Origin of the sequence: Micromonospora sp. NBC_00421 (genome assembly GCF_036017915.1) — a bacterium.
Classification (GTDB): Bacteria; Actinomycetota; Actinomycetes; order Mycobacteriales; family Micromonosporaceae; genus Micromonospora.
Map to the genome: position 1 here is coordinate 4506667 of NZ_CP107929.1, position 16299 is coordinate 4522965.

General features: G+C 71.8%; 19 protein-coding genes. 16 read left to right on the forward strand and 3 right to left on the reverse strand.

Features of this window, described 5'->3' with window-relative positions; all coding sequences use genetic code 11:
- The first annotated feature begins 2 nt into the window (after window positions 1-2).
- The 11 genes from OHQ87_RS18725 to OHQ87_RS18775 all read left to right on the forward strand — a co-directional run bounded on the left by OHQ87_RS18725 (window position 3) and on the right by OHQ87_RS18775 (window position 12756).
- On the forward strand, window positions 3-4208 hold the full coding sequence (locus OHQ87_RS18725; RefSeq protein WP_328339550.1) for a hypothetical protein: 4206 nt from the start codon (window positions 3-5) through the stop codon (window positions 4206-4208).
- Window positions 4205-4573 carry a hypothetical protein gene (locus tag OHQ87_RS18730; RefSeq protein WP_328339552.1) on the forward strand — a complete coding sequence of 123 codons (369 nt, stop codon included), beginning with the start codon at window positions 4205-4207 and terminating at the stop codon, window positions 4571-4573. The genes OHQ87_RS18725 and OHQ87_RS18730 overlap by 4 nt, the downstream gene beginning before the upstream one ends.
- Window positions 4570-7722: a glycoside hydrolase family 78 protein gene (locus OHQ87_RS18735; RefSeq protein WP_328339554.1), complete on the forward strand. Its 3153-nt coding sequence runs from the start codon at window positions 4570-4572 to the stop codon at window positions 7720-7722. Before OHQ87_RS18730 ends, OHQ87_RS18735 begins: the two co-directional genes overlap by 4 nt.
- Before the next feature lies 1 nt (window position 7723).
- Window positions 7724-8155: a hypothetical protein gene (locus OHQ87_RS18740; protein WP_328339556.1), complete on the forward strand. Its 432-nt coding sequence runs from the start codon at window positions 7724-7726 to the stop codon at window positions 8153-8155.
- A complete protein-coding gene (locus tag OHQ87_RS18745) occupies window positions 8155-9294 on the forward strand; it encodes a hypothetical protein (protein ID WP_328339559.1) in 1140 nt (379 codons plus the stop codon). Before OHQ87_RS18740 ends, OHQ87_RS18745 begins: the two co-directional genes overlap by 1 nt.
- On the forward strand, window positions 9291-9983 hold the full coding sequence (locus OHQ87_RS18750; RefSeq protein WP_328339561.1) for a hypothetical protein: 693 nt from the start codon (window positions 9291-9293) through the stop codon (window positions 9981-9983). The genes OHQ87_RS18745 and OHQ87_RS18750 overlap by 4 nt, the downstream gene beginning before the upstream one ends.
- Before the next feature lie 10 nt (window positions 9984-9993).
- A complete protein-coding gene (locus OHQ87_RS18755; protein ID WP_328339562.1) occupies window positions 9994-10248 on the forward strand; it encodes a hypothetical protein in 255 nt (84 codons plus the stop codon).
- Entirely contained in the window at window positions 10248-11207 is a 960-nt protein-coding gene (locus tag OHQ87_RS18760) for a hypothetical protein (RefSeq protein ID WP_328339563.1), read from the forward strand. Before OHQ87_RS18755 ends, OHQ87_RS18760 begins: the two co-directional genes overlap by 1 nt.
- A 28-nt stretch (window positions 11208-11235) precedes the next feature.
- The gene (locus OHQ87_RS18765; RefSeq protein WP_328339564.1) at window positions 11236-11445 is read left to right on the forward strand and encodes a hypothetical protein; all 210 of its coding nucleotides are present in this window, start codon (window positions 11236-11238) and stop codon (window positions 11443-11445) included.
- 94 nt (window positions 11446-11539) lie between these two features.
- The gene (locus OHQ87_RS18770) at window positions 11540-11878 is read left to right on the forward strand and encodes a hypothetical protein (RefSeq protein ID WP_328339566.1); all 339 of its coding nucleotides are present in this window, start codon (window positions 11540-11542) and stop codon (window positions 11876-11878) included.
- Window positions 11879-12114: 236 nt separating this feature from the next.
- Window positions 12115-12756 carry a hypothetical protein gene (locus OHQ87_RS18775; RefSeq protein WP_328339568.1) on the forward strand — a complete coding sequence of 214 codons (642 nt, stop codon included), beginning with the start codon at window positions 12115-12117 and terminating at the stop codon, window positions 12754-12756.
- A gap of 66 nt (window positions 12757-12822) precedes the next feature.
- On the opposite strand, the gene OHQ87_RS18780 is transcribed toward OHQ87_RS18775, so the two are convergent.
- From OHQ87_RS18780 to OHQ87_RS18790, 3 genes are all read right to left on the reverse strand, one after another.
- The gene (locus tag OHQ87_RS18780) at window positions 12823-13419 is read right to left on the reverse strand and encodes a hypothetical protein (protein ID WP_328339569.1); all 597 of its coding nucleotides are present in this window, start codon (window positions 13417-13419) and stop codon (window positions 12823-12825) included.
- A gap of 89 nt (window positions 13420-13508) precedes the next feature.
- Entirely contained in the window at window positions 13509-13682 is a 174-nt protein-coding gene (locus OHQ87_RS18785) for a hypothetical protein (protein ID WP_328339570.1), read from the reverse strand.
- Between the two features lie 132 nt (window positions 13683-13814).
- On the reverse strand, window positions 13815-14036 hold the full coding sequence (locus OHQ87_RS18790) for a hypothetical protein (protein WP_328339572.1): 222 nt from the start codon (window positions 14034-14036) through the stop codon (window positions 13815-13817).
- A 155-nt stretch (window positions 14037-14191) separates the two neighbouring features.
- Here OHQ87_RS18790 and OHQ87_RS18795 point away from each other — a divergent pair, with 155 nt between their 5' ends.
- From OHQ87_RS18795 to OHQ87_RS18815, 5 genes are all read left to right on the forward strand, one after another.
- Window positions 14192-14377 (forward strand): hypothetical protein, encoded by a 186-nt coding sequence (locus tag OHQ87_RS18795; RefSeq protein WP_328339574.1) that lies wholly within the window; start codon window positions 14192-14194, stop codon window positions 14375-14377.
- A 79-nt stretch (window positions 14378-14456) separates the two neighbouring features.
- Window positions 14457-14609 (forward strand): hypothetical protein, encoded by a 153-nt coding sequence (locus OHQ87_RS18800; RefSeq protein ID WP_328339576.1) that lies wholly within the window; start codon window positions 14457-14459, stop codon window positions 14607-14609.
- Window positions 14609-14803 (forward strand): hypothetical protein, encoded by a 195-nt coding sequence (locus OHQ87_RS18805; RefSeq protein WP_328339577.1) that lies wholly within the window; start codon window positions 14609-14611, stop codon window positions 14801-14803. The genes OHQ87_RS18800 and OHQ87_RS18805 overlap by 1 nt, the downstream gene beginning before the upstream one ends.
- Window positions 14800-14973 carry a hypothetical protein gene (locus tag OHQ87_RS18810; RefSeq protein ID WP_328339578.1) on the forward strand — a complete coding sequence of 58 codons (174 nt, stop codon included), beginning with the start codon at window positions 14800-14802 and terminating at the stop codon, window positions 14971-14973. The genes OHQ87_RS18805 and OHQ87_RS18810 overlap by 4 nt, the downstream gene beginning before the upstream one ends.
- On the forward strand, window positions 14970-16298 hold the full coding sequence (locus OHQ87_RS18815) for a hypothetical protein (RefSeq protein WP_328339579.1): 1329 nt from the start codon (window positions 14970-14972) through the stop codon (window positions 16296-16298). The genes OHQ87_RS18810 and OHQ87_RS18815 overlap by 4 nt, the downstream gene beginning before the upstream one ends.
- Window position 16299: the final 1 nt, after the last annotated feature.

Genomic DNA, 16299 nt, shown 5'->3' on the forward strand with positions numbered 1-16299 from the left:
CGGTGGCCCGGTTCGTGATGGGTAGTGCCTGGGTGGACGTGCACGCCGACACCCGGCAGCTGCGCCCCGAGGTGCGCCGGGCCGCCGCTGACCTCTCCCGCGACACCCAGATCAGCGTCCGGACCACCCTGGACACCTCCGGCGCGGACGGCGACCGGGCCCGCCTCAAGGCCAAGATCGACCGTACGGGCGCGCAGATGCGGGTCGGCGTCGACGACCGGGACGTCGGCCCCGGGGTGGACCGGGCCGGCAGCAGGATCAAGTCGGCGTTCGAGCGGGTCGGTGCCGACGTCGGGCAGGTGCTGTCCCGGGCCGTGTCGGGCGGCATGGAGTCCGGGGCGGCGGCAGCCACGAGCGGCGGCGGCGCCCTGCTCGGCATCCTCGGGTCCCTCGCCGCCGGGGCGGCCACGCTGACCGTCAGCGCCCTCGCCCTGGTGCCCGCTCTCCAGATGGTGGCCGGCGGGTTCGGTGTCGCTCTCGGTGGTGGCATCGCCCTGGTGTCCCTGCTCGGCACCGTGGTCCTCGCTTTCGGCGGGGTCTTCGAGGCGTTGCAGGCGCACTCGGCGATGCAGGACCAGGCGGTGGCGTCCGGGGCCCGGCTGGCCTCACAGGAGCTGTCCAACTCCATCGCCATTCGCAACGCCACCGAGGCGATCGGCGACGCCCGGCGCCGGCAGGCCCGGACCGTCGCCGACGTGGCCGACCGGATCGCCGACAGCGAGCGCCGGGTCGCCGAGGCGGCCGCCCGGGCCAGCGATGCCCAGCAGCGCCTCAACGACGTCCGCGCTGAGGCCGTCAAGCGGATCAACGACCTGGCCAAGGCGGCCCGGGACGCGGCCGGCGACGAGTCCCAGGCGGAGCTGGACCTGGCCGGCGCGAAGGAGCGGCTGCGGGTCATCGAGTCGCACCTGGCCATGGGCGACGGCGTTTACACCGACCTGCAACGGCAGCAGGCCCTGCTCGACATCAAGCGAGCCACCGACGAGCTGACCGACGCGCAGGAGACTGCGGCGAGCAGCCAGGCGGCGGCCACCGCGGCCGCGAAGGCCGGCGTCGAGGGCGACAAGCAGGTGGTGGCCGCGCGCAAGGCGGCCGAGGCTGCGGCCCAGGACGCGGTCGATGCGGAGCGGGCCCTGACCCGCGCCAAGCGCGACGGCGCGCGGGCCCAGGAAGACGCCAACATCGCCGTGGCCAGAGCGGTCCGGGGCCTGTCGGACCTGCAACGGCAGCAGGCCGAGCAGGCCCGCTCGTCGACCCAGGCGAGCGCGGCGGCCACCAAGTGGGCGCAGGCCTACGGCGAGCTGACCCCCGCCGGCCGCCGGTTCGTCGACCAGCTCATCTCCATGCAGGGCCACCTCGACGACCTCAAGGCCACCGCGCAGGACGCTACCCTCCCCGGGGTCACCTCGTTCCTGCGCGACGCCGACACCCGGTTCCCGCAGGTCAACAAGCACATCGCGGCGATGGGCGGCATCGTCGGCGGGATCTTCCGCCGCCTCGGCCAGTACATCCGCACGCCCCTGTTCGGCGAGCAGTTCACCCGGATCCTCGGTTCCGTCGAGCGTTTCACCGCCAGTCTGGGCAACGCGACCACCACGGCGCTGCCGGCCCTGATCACCCTCACCGACGAGGCGTCTCCGCTACTGGAGGCGTTCGGCGGGTGGATCGAGCGGGGAGCCACGAAGTTCGCCGACTGGATCGAGTCGGCCCGCAAGTCGGGTGCCCTGACGGATTTCTTCCGCGATGTCCGGAAGACCTTCGCCGATGTGTCCGACATCGGCGGCTTGGTCTTCGGCATCATCGGCGACCTGATCGGGATCGTCTGGGACCCGAGCAAGGACGCCAACAGCTCCGTCCTGGGCGGCGTGAAGTCGATGCTCACCGATATCAAGGTGTGGCTCGACGACGACGGCAACAAGGACAAACTCCGGGGCTGGATTACCGACATCAAGGGCACCGCGGGGGACCTCGCCCACGACGTGCTGCCCGCGCTGCGCACCGCCGCCGGACTCGTCTCGGATGCGATCCAGTGGGTGGGTGACCACCCGGCCGCGACCGCCGCCCTGATCTCCGTGCTGGCCGGCTACAAGGCACTGTCCGGGCTGACTGGGCTGAAGCTGCCCGACCTGGCCAAGGCCGCCCTGGGGGCGCTGCTGCAACGAGGCAACACCCGGGCGAGGCCGCTGTTCGTCGAGGTCGTCGGCGGCATGCCGGGCCCCGGTGGTGGGCCGGGCCCGGACGGTGATCCGCCCGGCGGCCGGCGGGTGCAGACCGCCCTGGAGGTGCTCGGCGGCATCACCGCGGCGTCCCTGGCCGTGGACACCATCCTCGGCAAGCCCGGTGCGAGCCTCGGCGGTTTCAAGGCACTGCTGATGGGGCCCGAGTCTTACAGCGAATGGAGCAAAGAAAACGCTCCGGCATTCCAGCGATTCTTTTCTATGACGTTGCCGGGCTGGCTCACGGCCGGCGGTGAACGCGGGTGGTCCAGCTTCAAAGACGCGTTTATCAATACGTTCGGCGACGAGGCCGCGCATTGGTTCAGCATCACCCTGCCGAACTCGATCAACCTCGGCGAGGGCCAGGGGGGCTGGGCCGGCCTGGCCAACAACCTGGGCAGGTGGTTCGGCGAAACCCTGCCAGGCAGCCTGTCCCCTGGGGAGGGCAAGGGCTGGTCCGGCCTGGTCGGCGACACCGAACGCTGGTTCAGCCATACCCTGCCCGACGCGATCAACCTGGGTGAGGGCTCCGGCTGGTCCGGGCTGAAAGAAGACCTCGGGAACTGGTTCGGGCAGACACTGCCGGACGCGTTGTCGCCCGGCTCCGGTGGCGGGTGGAAGGGTGCCGGGAAGAGATGGCGGGACCAATCGAAGGATCTGCTCGGTATCAACCTCGCCGCCGGCCTCTGGGACGGATTCACCAGCAAATGGGAGTCGCTGTACAAGAGCGTCGACAGCTTCATCGTCGACAACATCGGCGGACGCTTCCGCAGCGGATTCGGCCGCATGGCGACCGGCGTGCGGAACGCGTTCACCAACCCGTTCAGCCTGCTGCCGAACGCCCTGATGTCGCCGATGGAGTCGCTGCGCAGCTTCTTCAACACGGTGATCGGAAAAATCAATCTGATCATTCCTGACCAGTTCGATATCAAGTCCATCCCCAAGTTCGAGAGCAACACCTTGACGCCGTTCGCATCCGGCGGTCGGGTCGTCGGGCCCGGGACGGGCACCTCGGATGACGTGCCGATCCTGGCGTCGAACGGCGAGTACGTGCTGCGTGCCGCCGCGGTGTCCAGGCTCGGCCTGCCGTTCGTCGACCGGATGAACCAGGCCGACCGGGTCGACATCGGCGGTGACCCGTCGGCGATGCGGCTCCGCTTCGCTGACGGCGGGCTGATCAGCAAGACGCAGCAGTTCATTCGCGGCACCGATCCGCTGCCGTACGTGTGGGGCAACGTGGGCCCTGGCTCGTACGACTGCTCGGGGCTGGTGGGCGAGGTGTGGGCGAGATTGACCGGTCACCCGTCGTACCGCAGGTACTTCACCACGGCGAACGTTGCTGGCGGTGGGTTCGGGTGGCGGCCGGGCCATGGCACGTACACCATCGGCCTGTCCGACTCGCACGTCGTCGGGAACCTGGCCGGGTTGGCGTTCGAGGCCGCCAGCTCCCGGTCCGGTATCAAGGTCGGCGCGAACGCCCGATCGGTCGACGCCATGCCTCGGCAGTACTTCCTGCCGGAGATGGGCGGGAGCTTCGTCGGCGGGGGCGGCGGTAGCGACGGCGGATGGTGGGCCCGGACCGCCCGGACGGCCCTCAACACGGCGCTGCGTCCGCTGGGGGTGCTGCTGGACCGGGTGCTGCCGGATGACCAGAGCGTCAACCGGGCCGGCCGGGGCGTGGCCCTCGCCAGCAAGGACGCGCTGGTCGACCGGGTCGCCTCGTACGACTCCGGCGGCCCGCTGTATCCGGGGTGGACGCTCGCCCACAACGGCACCGGCCGCACCGAGACGGTGCGGACGTCCGGCCAGGAGGCCGACCTCGAGGTCGGCGGCTACCAGGTGCACTACCACCTGGCCGAGGGCGCGATCCGGATCACCATCGACCCGGCCGGGCTGCGGGAGATCGAGGACGTGCACGCGCTGCTCAGCGACGTGCAGCGCATCGCCCGCGCCACTGTCGGCAGCAGGGCTGTGAGAGGGGGCAGGCGATGATCGACATCGACGGCGACGGCCAGTTGTCGCGGGCGCAGCAGGTCCGTGACGCCGCCGCCGAGCAGCTCGTCGACGGGCAGCCGGCTGTGGTGGCCACCCCGTGCGGCGACGTCGAAATCGTCGAGGTCACCTACTACGGCGACCCGACCGACGAGGACGGCGACTGGATCGAGGTCCGCACCGGCGCCAACGAGGCTGGTGACCCGCACTTCCGAATCGTGAACCCGCCGATCTACGCGCAGGACCCGGCCGGGGACGTCGAGATCGGCGGCCGCCGCTACCGGGCCGACCCGGTAGCGGCCCTCGCCGAGGCGATCGGCTCGTTCGGCGGTGCGCGGGTAGAGCGGAGGCGGCAGCCCTCATGACCACGACCATCGTCTACGGGGCAACCGCCGACGGGTACCTCACCTCCAGCAACGCGTCGTACGCGACCGCCCGCGCCGGCTCCGGGTTGGCCGTGGTCGGCGCAGCCAGCAGCAACATCTTCTACGGCCAGAACAACAACAGCGGGTACACGCTGTTCCAGGCGTTCATCGGGTTCGCCTGGTCGCTGCCAGCCGGGGAGCGGCCGGTGTCCGCCGCCGTGCGGGTACGGCACGCCACCATGGCCGGTGCCGCCGTCGCCCGGGACCTGGAGCTGCGCGCCTACGACTGGGGCAGCACGGTCGACACCGGCGACTGGCGCACCCCCACCGCCCTGGCCGCCCTGCCGCTGTACGCGCAGGTCAAGGCCGCGAACACGGCCGGGACCAGCAAATACTGCTACGCGGGCTCGGATGCGCTGCTCGCCGCAGTGGCCACCTCGGGCAACGTGCGGATGGTGGTGGTGTCGTCGCGGCAGCGCGTCGGCACTCTCCCCACCTCGGACGAGGGGGCGTCGATCTGGGCGGCGGAGGTCGCCGACGGGCCGGCCCTGGTCGTCACGTCCGCCCCGGCGTACTCGCAACTGCGGGTCGCGGCCGCCCAGGCGCAGCTGCCCGACGGCGGGTGGGCGGTCCTGGAGGCATCCGACGGTGGCGCGACCCCCACGATCACCCTGAGGTACGTGTCCACCGCCGGGGTGGCCACCCCGGTGGCGACCGTGCCCACCGGCACCACCGCCACCACCTTCGGCACGCCTGCCGGTGGGCGGGCCATGGACCTCGTCGCCGGCCCGACGGGCACCCTGTGGGTGCTGGGCCGCGCCGGCGACGCCCCGGGCAGCCTCGCCGTCCAGCGGTACTCCAAGGGCGTCGGGGCGACGTGGACGGCCGGGCAGGTGGTCACCGCGCCGCTGCCCGCGCACCCGTCGGGCATCAACCTTGTCGCGGGCGCGTACCACGCGGCGGGTGGCGTCTCCGGCACCATCATGGTGTGCGTCCGGCACACCGCCGGTCCCGCCGACTCGGCCGCGATCGGCACCAATCAAGCCGTCTACGCGCTGGTCAACGCTGGCTTCGTCGAGCTGTCGGAGGGGCGGGGCACTACCGGGCTGCTGCGCGCCGCCGGCGAGGACCTCGGCGCGTACGTCGCCCCCGACACCGCGGTGTTCGCCGCCCCGGCCAACGAGGTCGGCGCGTCGTTGGACGTGGTTGCCACCACCGCGACGCAGGGCCTGATCGTGTCCGTCGACCGCGCCCAGGTGGTCGGGGAGAACGATCCGGTCACCTACACCTGGTACACCCTCGCCGCCGACGGCTCCTCCCTGGTGTCGACGACGGCCGGGAGGTCGACCGACGTGTGGGCCGTCAAGGACGCCGCCGCCCGGGTGCGGGCGGTGCGGGTCAGCGACAGCGAGGCGGTGATCGTCACCGCCGACGAGGCCAGCGGATACGGCCTCAGCCTCCTGTCCCAGCAACGATTCGGCACCGGCACCGTGGCGAAGCTCGGCAACGCCGTGCTGGACGGGGCGACCGCGTCCATGCCCGGACCGGCGGCCCTGTCACGCACCGCCCTCTGGGACGCCGTCTACTGCCCCGTCGACGGCAAGGTGTGGGTCTACTACTTCGACGTGGCTGACTCCCGCCGGCTGCTCCGGACGGCGTTCTCGACGGACACGTACCTGCCCACTGGTGAGGTGGTGCAGGTGGCTGCCGCTGCGGTGACCGCCCCGGCGACGGTCAAGGCCATCCGGGTGCAGCGCGGCTCCGGCACCGACCGGTGGGGTCTGGTCACCGTGTTCGGCGCGACCGGCGGCGGGACGGCTCAGACCACGTACCTGGTCGACAGCTTCAACGTGCCCCCGCAGCAACCGATCCTGACCACCCGGGCGCCGTTCGACGCGACCGCCGCCGCCGTGTTCGCCTGGACGTTCGTGGACCCCTGGTCCGGGGACAGCCAGTCGGCGTACCGGATCGAGATCGTCAACACCAGCACCGGCATCACCGTCTACGACTCCGGCAAGACCGCCTCGACGACCCAGTCGCACACGCTGACCGCCGGCACCCTCAGCAACGCCGTCACCTACCAGTGGCGGGTCACCACCTGGGACGCCGCCGACGCGGCCGGCCCGGCCTCCGGGTACGGCACCGTCACCACCGCCGCCGGCGGGACCGTCACCATCACCGCCCCGGCCGTCGACAACCCGACCGGCGTGATCGACGACGCGTACGCGGTGCAGTGGTCGGTGGCCGGCACCACCCAGGCCGCCTACCGGGTCCGGCTCATCCGGGTGTCCGACAGCACCGTCATGAGCGACAGCGGGTACGTGACCAGCACGGCGACGACCGCCACGGTGTCCGGGATGGTGTCCGGCACCGTGTACCGGATCGAGGTCACCGTCCGCAACGCGGCGCTGGTGGTGTCCAACACCGCCAGCAGGTTGATCACCCCCGACTACGGCAGCCCCGAACGGCCGCAGATCACCGTCACCCCGGCCAGCGAGGGCGGCTACGTCCTCGTGCAGATCACCAACCCCGTGCCCGGCTCGGTCAGCCTGGGCACCAGCGTGGTGACGTTCGACGTCGACGTTTCCGGCTGGGCGGCGACCGCCGGCACCCTGGCCTACTCCACCGCCCAGGCCCACGCCGGGGCCGGGTCGGCGCTGCTCACCACCACCGGCACCCCGACGCAGACCATCGCCCGGCCCGCCGCCGCGGTGACGGTCGTCGGCGGCCGCCGGTACACCGCCCGCGGCTGGGCCTACAGTCCGACCTCCCGGCCCACGTCCATGTCGATCGACTGGCAGGGGGTGAGCGGGTACCTGTCGACCAGTTCGGCCCAGATCACCCCGGCAGCCGGGGTGTGGACGGAGATCACCGTCACCGGCACCGCCCCGCTCAACGCGACCGGGGCGAAGTACGGGCCGACGATCGCCTCGAACCCGTCGACGGGCACGCAGCTGTGGTTCGACGACCTCATCCTCGTTGACGCCAATGACTTGCCGGAGGTCCTCACCAACCTGGTCTACCGGCGGGTCGTCGGCGAGACGGTCTGGCAGCAGCTGGGCACCGTGCCGGCCCCGGGCGGCAGCTACCGCGACTACACCGCCGCCGCCGGCACCGTCTACGAGTACATGGTCCGGGGGGTGAGCTGACGTGGCTTTCAGCGACAGCGACATCGTGTCCGCGGCCCTGGACCTGGTCGGGGTGTGGATCCACGACCCGGCCGACCCGGCCGGCACCGCCCGCCAGTTCCCCTACGGCAAGGCATCCCGGGGCACCGCCCTGGACGTGGAATCCGGGGCGCTGCAGTTCGCCGGCCGGGTCTACCCCGTCGTCGACTTCGGCGAGGGCAAAGGCCAGGTGTACACCGTGCGCGTCGACGTCGCCCACGGCCCCGACTGGTCCACCCAGCTCGCCACCCTGGAGGCGTTCGCGCTCGCGAGCCGCACCCTGATGCTGCGCGACAACCGGGGCCGCTGCGCCTACGGCACCATGTCCGGCTACCGCGAGGACGACCAGGACTGGGGCACCCAGGTCGCCTTCACCTTCACCCGGGGCGACTACGTGAGGGAGCTGATCCGCTGATGCAGACCCTCGCCCCACCCGCCGGCGGCCCGGACAACCCGGCCGGGCACACCGCCGACGAGGTCCGCGCCGCCCTCGTCGGCCGCACCGGCGCCCGCCGGTTCACCTTCCGGTACGCGCTGCTCAGCGCCACCAACCAGTACCTCTACGACTTGGACGACGTCACTTCCTGCACGGTGCAGCAGGACTGGCTGGCCGACATCAAGCGCACCGCCACCCTCCAGATCCGCGACACCGGGTCGATCAACTACCTGTCTGACCGGATCCAGCCCTGGGTGAGGCTGCACCTGCCCCCGTACGGTCCGGACGACTGGGTGCAGTGGCCGCAAGGGGTGTTCATCTTGTCGACGCCCACCCGGACCCACAACAAGGCCGGGCAGGTGCTGCGCGACGTCGACGCCTACGACCTGGCGCAGGTCCTCGCCGACGACGCGGTGACCAGCCGCTACACCGTCGCCGCCAACGCCAACTACATCAGCGTGGCGTCGGTGCTGCTCGGTGTCGGCAGCAAGGTCGTCATCCCGTCCAGCCCGACAGCGCCGGTCGGGAAGGAGTGGGAGCCGGGCACCAGCAAGCTCCAGATCATCAACGACTTGTTGGCGGCGGTGAACTACAACAGCGTCTCCTACGACGAGTCCGGGACCGCCGTGGTCCGGCCGTACACCGCGCCCGACCAGCGGCCCGACGAGTGGACCTACGCCGACGACCAGGACAGCGTCATCCTCCCCGAGGTCGACCAGACGTACGACCTGGTTGGCGTGCCCAACCGGTGGACCATGGTGGTCTCCGACCCGGACCGGGTGGCCCTGACCTCGACGTACACCAACAGCAACCCCGCCTCGCCCACGTCGACGGTCCGCCGAGGGCGGGTCATCGTCGACTTCGAGTCCGGCGTCGACGCCGCCGACCAGGCCACGCTCGACGCCCTGGTCGCCCGCAAGGCCTTCGAGGCCAGCCAGGTGTACGAGCAGATCGAGTTCAGCACCGGTCTGATGCCGATCCACTCCGGAAACGACGTCTACCGGATCGGCTTCGGCCGCCTGGCCCTGGGCGCGTCCTACGCCGAGACGTCCTGGCAGATGCCCCTCAAAGCCGGCGCGCAGATGCGCCACACCGCACGGAGGGTGGTGCCGGTATGAGGCGTCTGGACCCCAAGACGCTGCTCGACACGATGTCCGGCTACACCCAGGCCCAGGCCGCCGGCCCAGCCACCCGGCCGTCCCGGCTCGCCACCGTCGACCCCTCGTACTCGCCGACCAGCGGCAACCTGCCCAAGGTCGTGTTCGAGGGTGAGGCCACGTTGTCCGGCAAGGGCTACGCCAGCACGGTGCCGGTGCGCGCCGGCGACCGGGTCGTCCTGACGCCCGTCGGCACCACCTACCTCATCACCGGCGTCATCTCCGCCCGCTCCCCGGCGTCGTTCCAGCTCCAGCTCGGCTCGGTCTACACCCTGACGTCGACTCCCACCGACCTGACGCTGACCAACGTCACCCCCGGCTACTCCTCCGGCCAGGTCAGCTACACCGTCCCCGACGGGCTCATGGTCGGCCTGGCCGTGTGGACAGGCGACTTCCAGATCACCGGCGCTGCCACCATCACGGGCACCGTCGACCTGACCATCAACGGCAGCGTCCCCACGGGCGCACCACAGGCCATCTGGGACCCCGGCAACGTCACCCGAGGCCGCGACACCGACGCCGCCCACTGGCCGCTGGCCCTGACCGGCGGCACCTACACCTTCGGCCTCCGGGCCTCCGCCATCGTGTCGTCCGGCACCGGCCGACTCAACGCCAAGCACACCGCGCTGTCCGTTTTGCTGCACCCCTGAGGAGGCTCCAGTGCCACTGACCGGCGAGACCCGCACCAACACCACCAAGCTGACCCTGACCATCGCGGACGCCGACGCCGCCGAGACCACCATCGACGTGCCCACGCCGGTGCCGGCCGAGCTGGGCATCACCGACGACGAGATCCAGGCGTTCTACGGCAAAGTCCTCGCCGCGTTCGAGGCCAGCCCGGACCTCACCCTCACCCGCGCCGAGCTGGTGGGCGAGCAGCGCCTGACCGTCACCCTCGACGAAGCCAGCGCCTGATGCCGACCGAGGCCCAGCTGAAGGCCGAGCCGTACTGGGGGCGGGAGTTCGTTACGCCCGAGGTGGACTGGCTCGGCGACGAGCTGTGCCGCCGCACCGGCCGGCCCCGCGTCGCGTTCGGCAGCAAGGGCGACAACGCGCACCTGCGCGGCGCTCACCGCTCCCAGGAGTGGATCAAGAGGTCGCGGTACTGCACCAACCGTACCTACACGGTGCAGTCCGGGCTCACCGTCGAGCAGGAACGGCACATCGCGGGCGTCGACTTCACGCCCGGGTCGGCCGCCGCCATGATCGCCCAGTGCAAGCGGATCCTGGCCGCCATGAAGGCCGGCAAGTTGGACGAGGTCCGCGAGTTCTACGGCAACGTCGACGGCGACCAGGTCGTCGACGGGTGGGACAACGTTCGCGACCAGGCTGCCAGTTCCGACAGCTCCCACCTGTGGCACTGGCATCTTTCGCTCGACCGGCGGCACTGCCGGAACCGACAGCTGATGGAGCGGATCCTGGCGATCGCGCTCGGAACCCCCGAGGAGGCACCCGACATGACCCCAGAGCAGGGCAAGCAGCTCGACCGCATCGAGACGATGCTGAAGCGCCCCGACGGTCGAGAGGCAGTCGGCGCGCTCTACCAGCGCACGACGCGCGGCTACGACGACAACGGCGTGAAGGCGACGCACCCATCCCTGACCAGTCTCGGCACCCAGTTGGCCACCATGCAGGCGGCGCTACTCGGGGCCATCAAAGGACTCGACACCCCGGCCATCCTCGCCCGGATCGACGCCGTGGCCACCGAGGAGCGCAAGCGCGACGCCCAGGCCGCCGCCGAGCGGGCGGAGCTGGCGGCCCAGCTCGACGGCCTAGAGGACCTGGTGCGACGGATGGAATCCGGGGAGCTGACCGCCGAACAGGTGCTGACCGCGCTGCGCGACCTGCTGCCCGCCGCACCGGCGCAGGGCTGAACCATCACGACGAACTACGGGGAGCAGCATGTCGACCTGGCTCCGAAACCTGGTGATGTTGGTCGGGCTGGGTACCTGGGTGGGCGTGGTCATCGCCTACCTGGCCCAGGGAAAGCTCCCCGACGCCGCGCTGCTCGGCGTCCCCGCCTTCCTGGTCCTGGCACTGGCCCCACCGAAGCTGCCCGGCCGGGGCGGCAGCACCGAAACGCCGACCCCCGTTGAGGAGACCACCTCGTGAGCTACGGCCTGCAAGTCCTCGTGTCCCTGGGGGTGGCCGCCGGGCTGGGCCTGGCGCTGCGACCCCTGCTCAACAAGATCGGCGGTGGTGACCGGTGACCCCGATGGTGCGCGCCTTGAACTCCTCGGCGGCGGACATCGCGGTGAAGATCGTCGCGGTGCTGGCGCTGGGCCTGTCGGTGTTCATCGGTGTGCAGCACGCCCAGTTGACGCAGTGCGTGGCCGACTACAACGACGCCAGCAACCGCAGCCAGGCCGCCCGGTACGCGGCGGCCGAGCAGGACCGGCAGGCGCAAGACGAGCTGTTCCGGTCGATCGCAGGTGACCCCCGGTCGGGGATCGAGGCGCTGCGCCGCTACAACGAGCAGCGCGCCCAGGCCGACGAGCAGCGGCGGCAGAACCCGCTGCCCGCACCACCGTCTCAGCGCTGCTGACGACTCACTCGGGCGGCTGACCGCCACCCCGGTGCTGATGCCGGTGCTGCGTGGTCTGCCCGCACTCGGGCCGCCGGCACCGCCACTGCCGGCCCATCTCCCAGCAGCCTGCCACCAGGCACGCACCCCACGCGGGGACCGTGTCCGGGCGCCCGGCCGGGCACGGCTCGGGGATTTCCGCCAGCCCGCCTGGCGTCCACCTGTACCGCTGCACACCCTCACCCTAGGAGCACCTCGTGAAGATCTTCGGACGTGAGCCGGCACTGTGGCTGGCTCTCATCGGCGCGGTCCTGACCTGGGCCGCCGGCCTCGGGCTCGACTTCCTCACCGCCGGCCAGGCGGTGGCGATCACCACCGCACTGACCGGCATCGTCATCGCCGTGACGACCCGGCCGATCGCGCCGGGCCTCTACGTCGCGGCCGTGGGCCTGATCGCCGCGCTGTTCGCCGAGTACGGCCTGCACTGGTCGGACGCGGCAGTCACCGGCCTGGGCGGGATCATCCTCGCCGGGTTCGCCCTGTTCGGCATCCGCCCGCAGGTGTCGCCGGCCAGCGAGCCGGCCCGGCGCAGCTACCCGGCATCCGTCGGTGGTGGCAGCGCTGCGGCCGTCATCGGCGCCCTGGCCATCATCGCCCTCGGGGTGGCCACCCTGCCGGCGTACGCCGCGGCCGGGCCGGGGCCGGCCCGGCCGGGTGAGCGGGCGGCCAAGCCGATCGCCACCGCCCCGTCGCCGTCGCAGCTACGGTGCACCACCGTGACGGAGGTGCCCGCCCAGATCCGCCTGGAGCGGTGCACGTCCGGCGGCGTGTTCGCCGGGTACCGGCCGTTCATGTGGGACGGTGTGACCGGTGGGTGGGTGCAGCTCGCCACCGCCTGACCAGCCCCAACGACAGCGCCCCCGTCTGGCCTCACGGCCGGGCGGGGGCGCTTCGTCGTTGGTCGCCTACAGCGACGCGGGGCGGGTTGCCTTGACCGCCACCCGCTGCCCGTCGTGCAGCTGCACCGCCTGCACCTCGGCATCGTCGGGCACCTCCCACGCGCCGAACGAGTATCCGACCTGGCGCGGGTTGAGGCCCTCGTAGGCGTCCCTACCCTCGACCGGCGTCATCCCGTCCAAGGCTCTCCGGGCGACACCGCTAGACGCGAATTCGCCGGCCGACGTGATGAGCCGGGCAGTGTTCGCCCGGTACGACCCCGGCTCCATCCCGGTGTTCGTCACCTTCAGCTTCACCACGCACAGCCGGCTACCCGGGGCTGGCTTCGCGTCGGCACCGTCCAGGACCTTCGGCACCCGCAGCGCACACCGGGCCCACATCACGTCGACCGCCATCGTGGCGGCCGAGTCGATCGCCACAGTGGCCACGGTCGCCCCGAGCGGTGCTGGGGCCGGCTCAGTGGGGGTGGCCTCCGGCGTGACGTCCACGGTGGGCGCAACGCTCGTCGCCGACGGCGTGGGCGCGGCGGCCGGCTCGGGGTCGCCGCCGCAGCCGGCCAGCACGACGGCGGCCAGGGCGAGCGCGGTGAGATGGCGGGGGGTCATGCCGGGCACCGTACCGGCGGCCGTCCACGGTGCTGGGTGATCGTCGGGGATCTGACGGTGGGGGCCGGGTGGCTGGCCCCCGTCCCGGGTCAGCTGATGGGGTCGTAGCCGAGCTTGGCGACGATCCGGTTGTAGCGGCGGAGCGCACCGGCCCGGAGAGGACTCTCGGGGGTGAGGTGCTTGAACATTCGGGCGGCCCGTTCGGCGGCGGCGATGAGGTTGAGTTCCTGCTCGGTGGCGCCGTTCTTGATGGTGACCTTCATGGCTGGCTCCCTCGCTAGTTCCTGTCTCAATTGAGACATTACCTAGACCGGGATCGTGTGTCAAGTGAGACGCGAAGCGGCCCCAGCTACCTCCGCAAGGGGGTGGCTGGGGCCGCTTTCTGCGTGTCGCCGTCAGGCGGGCCGGGGGCCGTACTTCCTGTTCAGCGTGGCACGGCTGCGCCCGGTCTGCTCGCACAGCACGGTGTCGAGCACGCCCGCGTCGCGCGCCGCCTTGATGGCCTGCCAGGCACGCTCCTCGGCCTCGTCGGCGGTGCGTGCCGCCTTCACTGCTGCCGCAAGGAGGGCGCGTTGCTCGTCGGTGTGCTGCGTCTTGGGCCGAATCACGTCGGTCACGGTATCAGTCCTGTCTCAGTTGACACACGGGGATGGTGGGGTTAGCGTCTCACCAGAGACACGAACTCCGCAAGCCGCCCCAGAAACAGGGCGACCCCCGGGAGGCGACTGCAACGCCGACCGGGGGCCTTGATCGGACACGGGAGGTCCAACCCATGAGCATCTTCCACCGCAAGGGCGCACCGCCGCAGCCCCCCGAGTACGACCCGGCGATCGGGACGGTCGCCTACGGCCAGGCCCGGACGGTCAACGACCCGCGCGCCACGTACGAGATGGCGCACCGGGTGCAGGACGCGAAGCTCGCCGGCATCGGCCGCCGCGTCGCCAAGACCAAGCGCTGACACCTCACGCCCGGCGGCGACTTCCCCTCGCCGCCGGGCCCCCTCAGCCTGCCCACCTCTCCCCGAGGAGTCCCCCGTCATGGGTGCCCGAATCAACCGCCTGGTCCACCGCACCGTCGCCGTGTGCGCCGTGCTGGCGGCCCTGGCCTTCCACCACAACCACGTGACGCAGCCGTGCGGCGCCGAGCTGGGTGCCGGCGGCATGTGCGTCTCGATCTCCCTGGAGTCCTGATGAACCACCTGCTGCTGATCCTGCTCGGCGGTCCCGTCGCCATCGGAGGCCCGCTGCTGGTGGCCCGCCGCCTGGTCGAGGGCCACGCCGACCAGGCGGCTGCCGCGATCCGCGCCCAGCACGGCGAGCCGACGCCCGCCCCGGCGCAGCGCCCGGCCACCACCATCCGCGCGAAGGAGCTGACCGCCCGATGACCGCCCACGAGCCGAAGCGCACCCGCAAGTCCCGGTCGACCAGCCCGGACCTCTTCAAGTCCTCCGATGGCCTCACCCGCTCGGCGAAGGCCGGCCGCACTTACTTCGTCAGCGAGCACCGGCCGTTCGGTGGCCAGCCGACGCAGCCGAAGAAGGGCGGCAAGCGGTGAGCCTTTTCCGACGTGCCGTCGACCCGGAGCTGGAGGCGGCCCGCATCGCCGCCCAGCGGGAGCAGGCCCGGTTCGAGCTGGAGCGTGCCCGTGTTGAGGCGCAGCTCGCCCGGGAGCAGCAGGAGGCGCAGGCGGAGTTCGCCCGCCGGCAGGCCATCGCCGACGAGCAGGAACGCCGCCGCCGCGACACCGTCCGCCGTGCGGAGCGGGCGGAGCGACGCGACCGCAACGCCAAGGCCCGTGCCGCGTTCGCCGCGAAGCTGCGCCCGGTCCTGCCGCTGCTGCTCATCAACGGGGGCGCGGCCTACGCCCAGGCCGCCTACGCCTACTCCGAGATCGCACCCGCCACGTGGAACGGGCCGTCTCGGGTGGCGTTCGCGGTGGCGTTCTCCGCCGCCCTGGAGTCCATCGCCGTGTACGTGCAGTGGCACGCCCACGACGCGCTCATGCTCAAGGCTCACGGCACGGCGACGTCGCTGCGCCGCGCGTCGTGGGGTGTTGCCGGCCTGGTCGCCGCGATCAACTACGCGCACTTCGCCGGTGAGGGCGGTGCGCCCACGGCTGCGGCGGTGGCGTTCGCCCTGCTGTCGCTGCTGTCGCCGTGGCTGTGGGGGCTGCACACTCGCCGCGCCCAGCACGTGCAGCTGCTCGCCGAGGACGCGTCGCTGATCGACGAGAGCGGCGTCGACTTCTCCCCGCAGCGGATCCGCGCGTTCCCGATCCGGGCGTGGCAGGCGAAGCGGTGGAGCATCGACCACTACGAGACGGACCCGCGCCGGGCGTGGGAGGGCTACAACGCCGAGCGGCTCGCGCGCCGGGCCGAGCGGGAGGATCGCAAGCGCCACGCTGCGGAGGACCGGCCGGTCCGGAAGGGCGGCCGGCTGCCGGTCGACGATGACCTGGACGTGGCGTTGGAGATCGCCGCCCCGACGGTCGACGAGCCGCCCGCGCCCGCCCCGGTGCCGATCGTCTACCGGCCACGGTGGCGGCCACCTACTGCGCGCCGGCCCCGCCGGATGGGCCGGCCGGCACCGGCCATCGCGGTAACCGTCGTGGCCCCCGAGCGCCCGGCGAGACCGGCCAAGGAACCGGCCAACGGTGGCCGCCCGGTGGCCGGTGGGAAGGCGGCCAAGGAACCGGCCAGCACTGAGCAGAAGGTGGCCGCCCTGATCGCAAAGAAACCGGCCATGACGCAAGCCGACGTGGCCGCCACCCTCCAGATCGGTGAGCGCACCGTCCGCCGCTACTGGCCCAAGCCGACCGCCGCCGTCAACGGCCACAACCACCGCCAGACCACCTGGCCGCCCCGAAGGACGGAGAGCTGAC

Excerpts from the sequence above, each read along its gene's own strand:
- OHQ87_RS18730 (WP_328339552.1), top strand. The coding sequence starts at position 4,205 with ATGATCGACATCGACGGCGACGGCCAGTTGTCGCGGGCGCAGCAGGTC.
- OHQ87_RS18735 (WP_328339554.1), top strand. The coding sequence starts at position 4,570 with ATGACCACGACCATCGTCTACGGGGCAACCGCCGACGGGTACCTCACC.
- OHQ87_RS18745 (WP_328339559.1), top strand. The coding sequence starts at position 8,155 with ATGCAGACCCTCGCCCCACCCGCCGGCGGCCCGGACAACCCGGCCGGG.
- OHQ87_RS18750 (WP_328339561.1), top strand. The coding sequence starts at position 9,291 with ATGAGGCGTCTGGACCCCAAGACGCTGCTCGACACGATGTCCGGCTAC.
- OHQ87_RS18760 (WP_328339563.1), top strand. The coding sequence starts at position 10,248 with ATGCCGACCGAGGCCCAGCTGAAGGCCGAGCCGTACTGGGGGCGGGAG.
- OHQ87_RS18765 (WP_328339564.1), top strand. The coding sequence starts at position 11,236 with ATGTCGACCTGGCTCCGAAACCTGGTGATGTTGGTCGGGCTGGGTACC.
- OHQ87_RS18780 (WP_328339569.1), bottom strand. The coding sequence starts at position 13,419 with ATGACCCCCCGCCATCTCACCGCGCTCGCCCTGGCCGCCGTCGTGCTG.
- OHQ87_RS18785 (WP_328339570.1), bottom strand. The coding sequence starts at position 13,682 with ATGAAGGTCACCATCAAGAACGGCGCCACCGAGCAGGAACTCAACCTC.
- OHQ87_RS18795 (WP_328339574.1), top strand. The coding sequence starts at position 14,192 with ATGAGCATCTTCCACCGCAAGGGCGCACCGCCGCAGCCCCCCGAGTAC.
- OHQ87_RS18800 (WP_328339576.1), top strand. The coding sequence starts at position 14,457 with ATGGGTGCCCGAATCAACCGCCTGGTCCACCGCACCGTCGCCGTGTGC.
- OHQ87_RS18805 (WP_328339577.1), top strand. The coding sequence starts at position 14,609 with ATGAACCACCTGCTGCTGATCCTGCTCGGCGGTCCCGTCGCCATCGGA.
- OHQ87_RS18810 (WP_328339578.1), top strand. The coding sequence starts at position 14,800 with ATGACCGCCCACGAGCCGAAGCGCACCCGCAAGTCCCGGTCGACCAGC.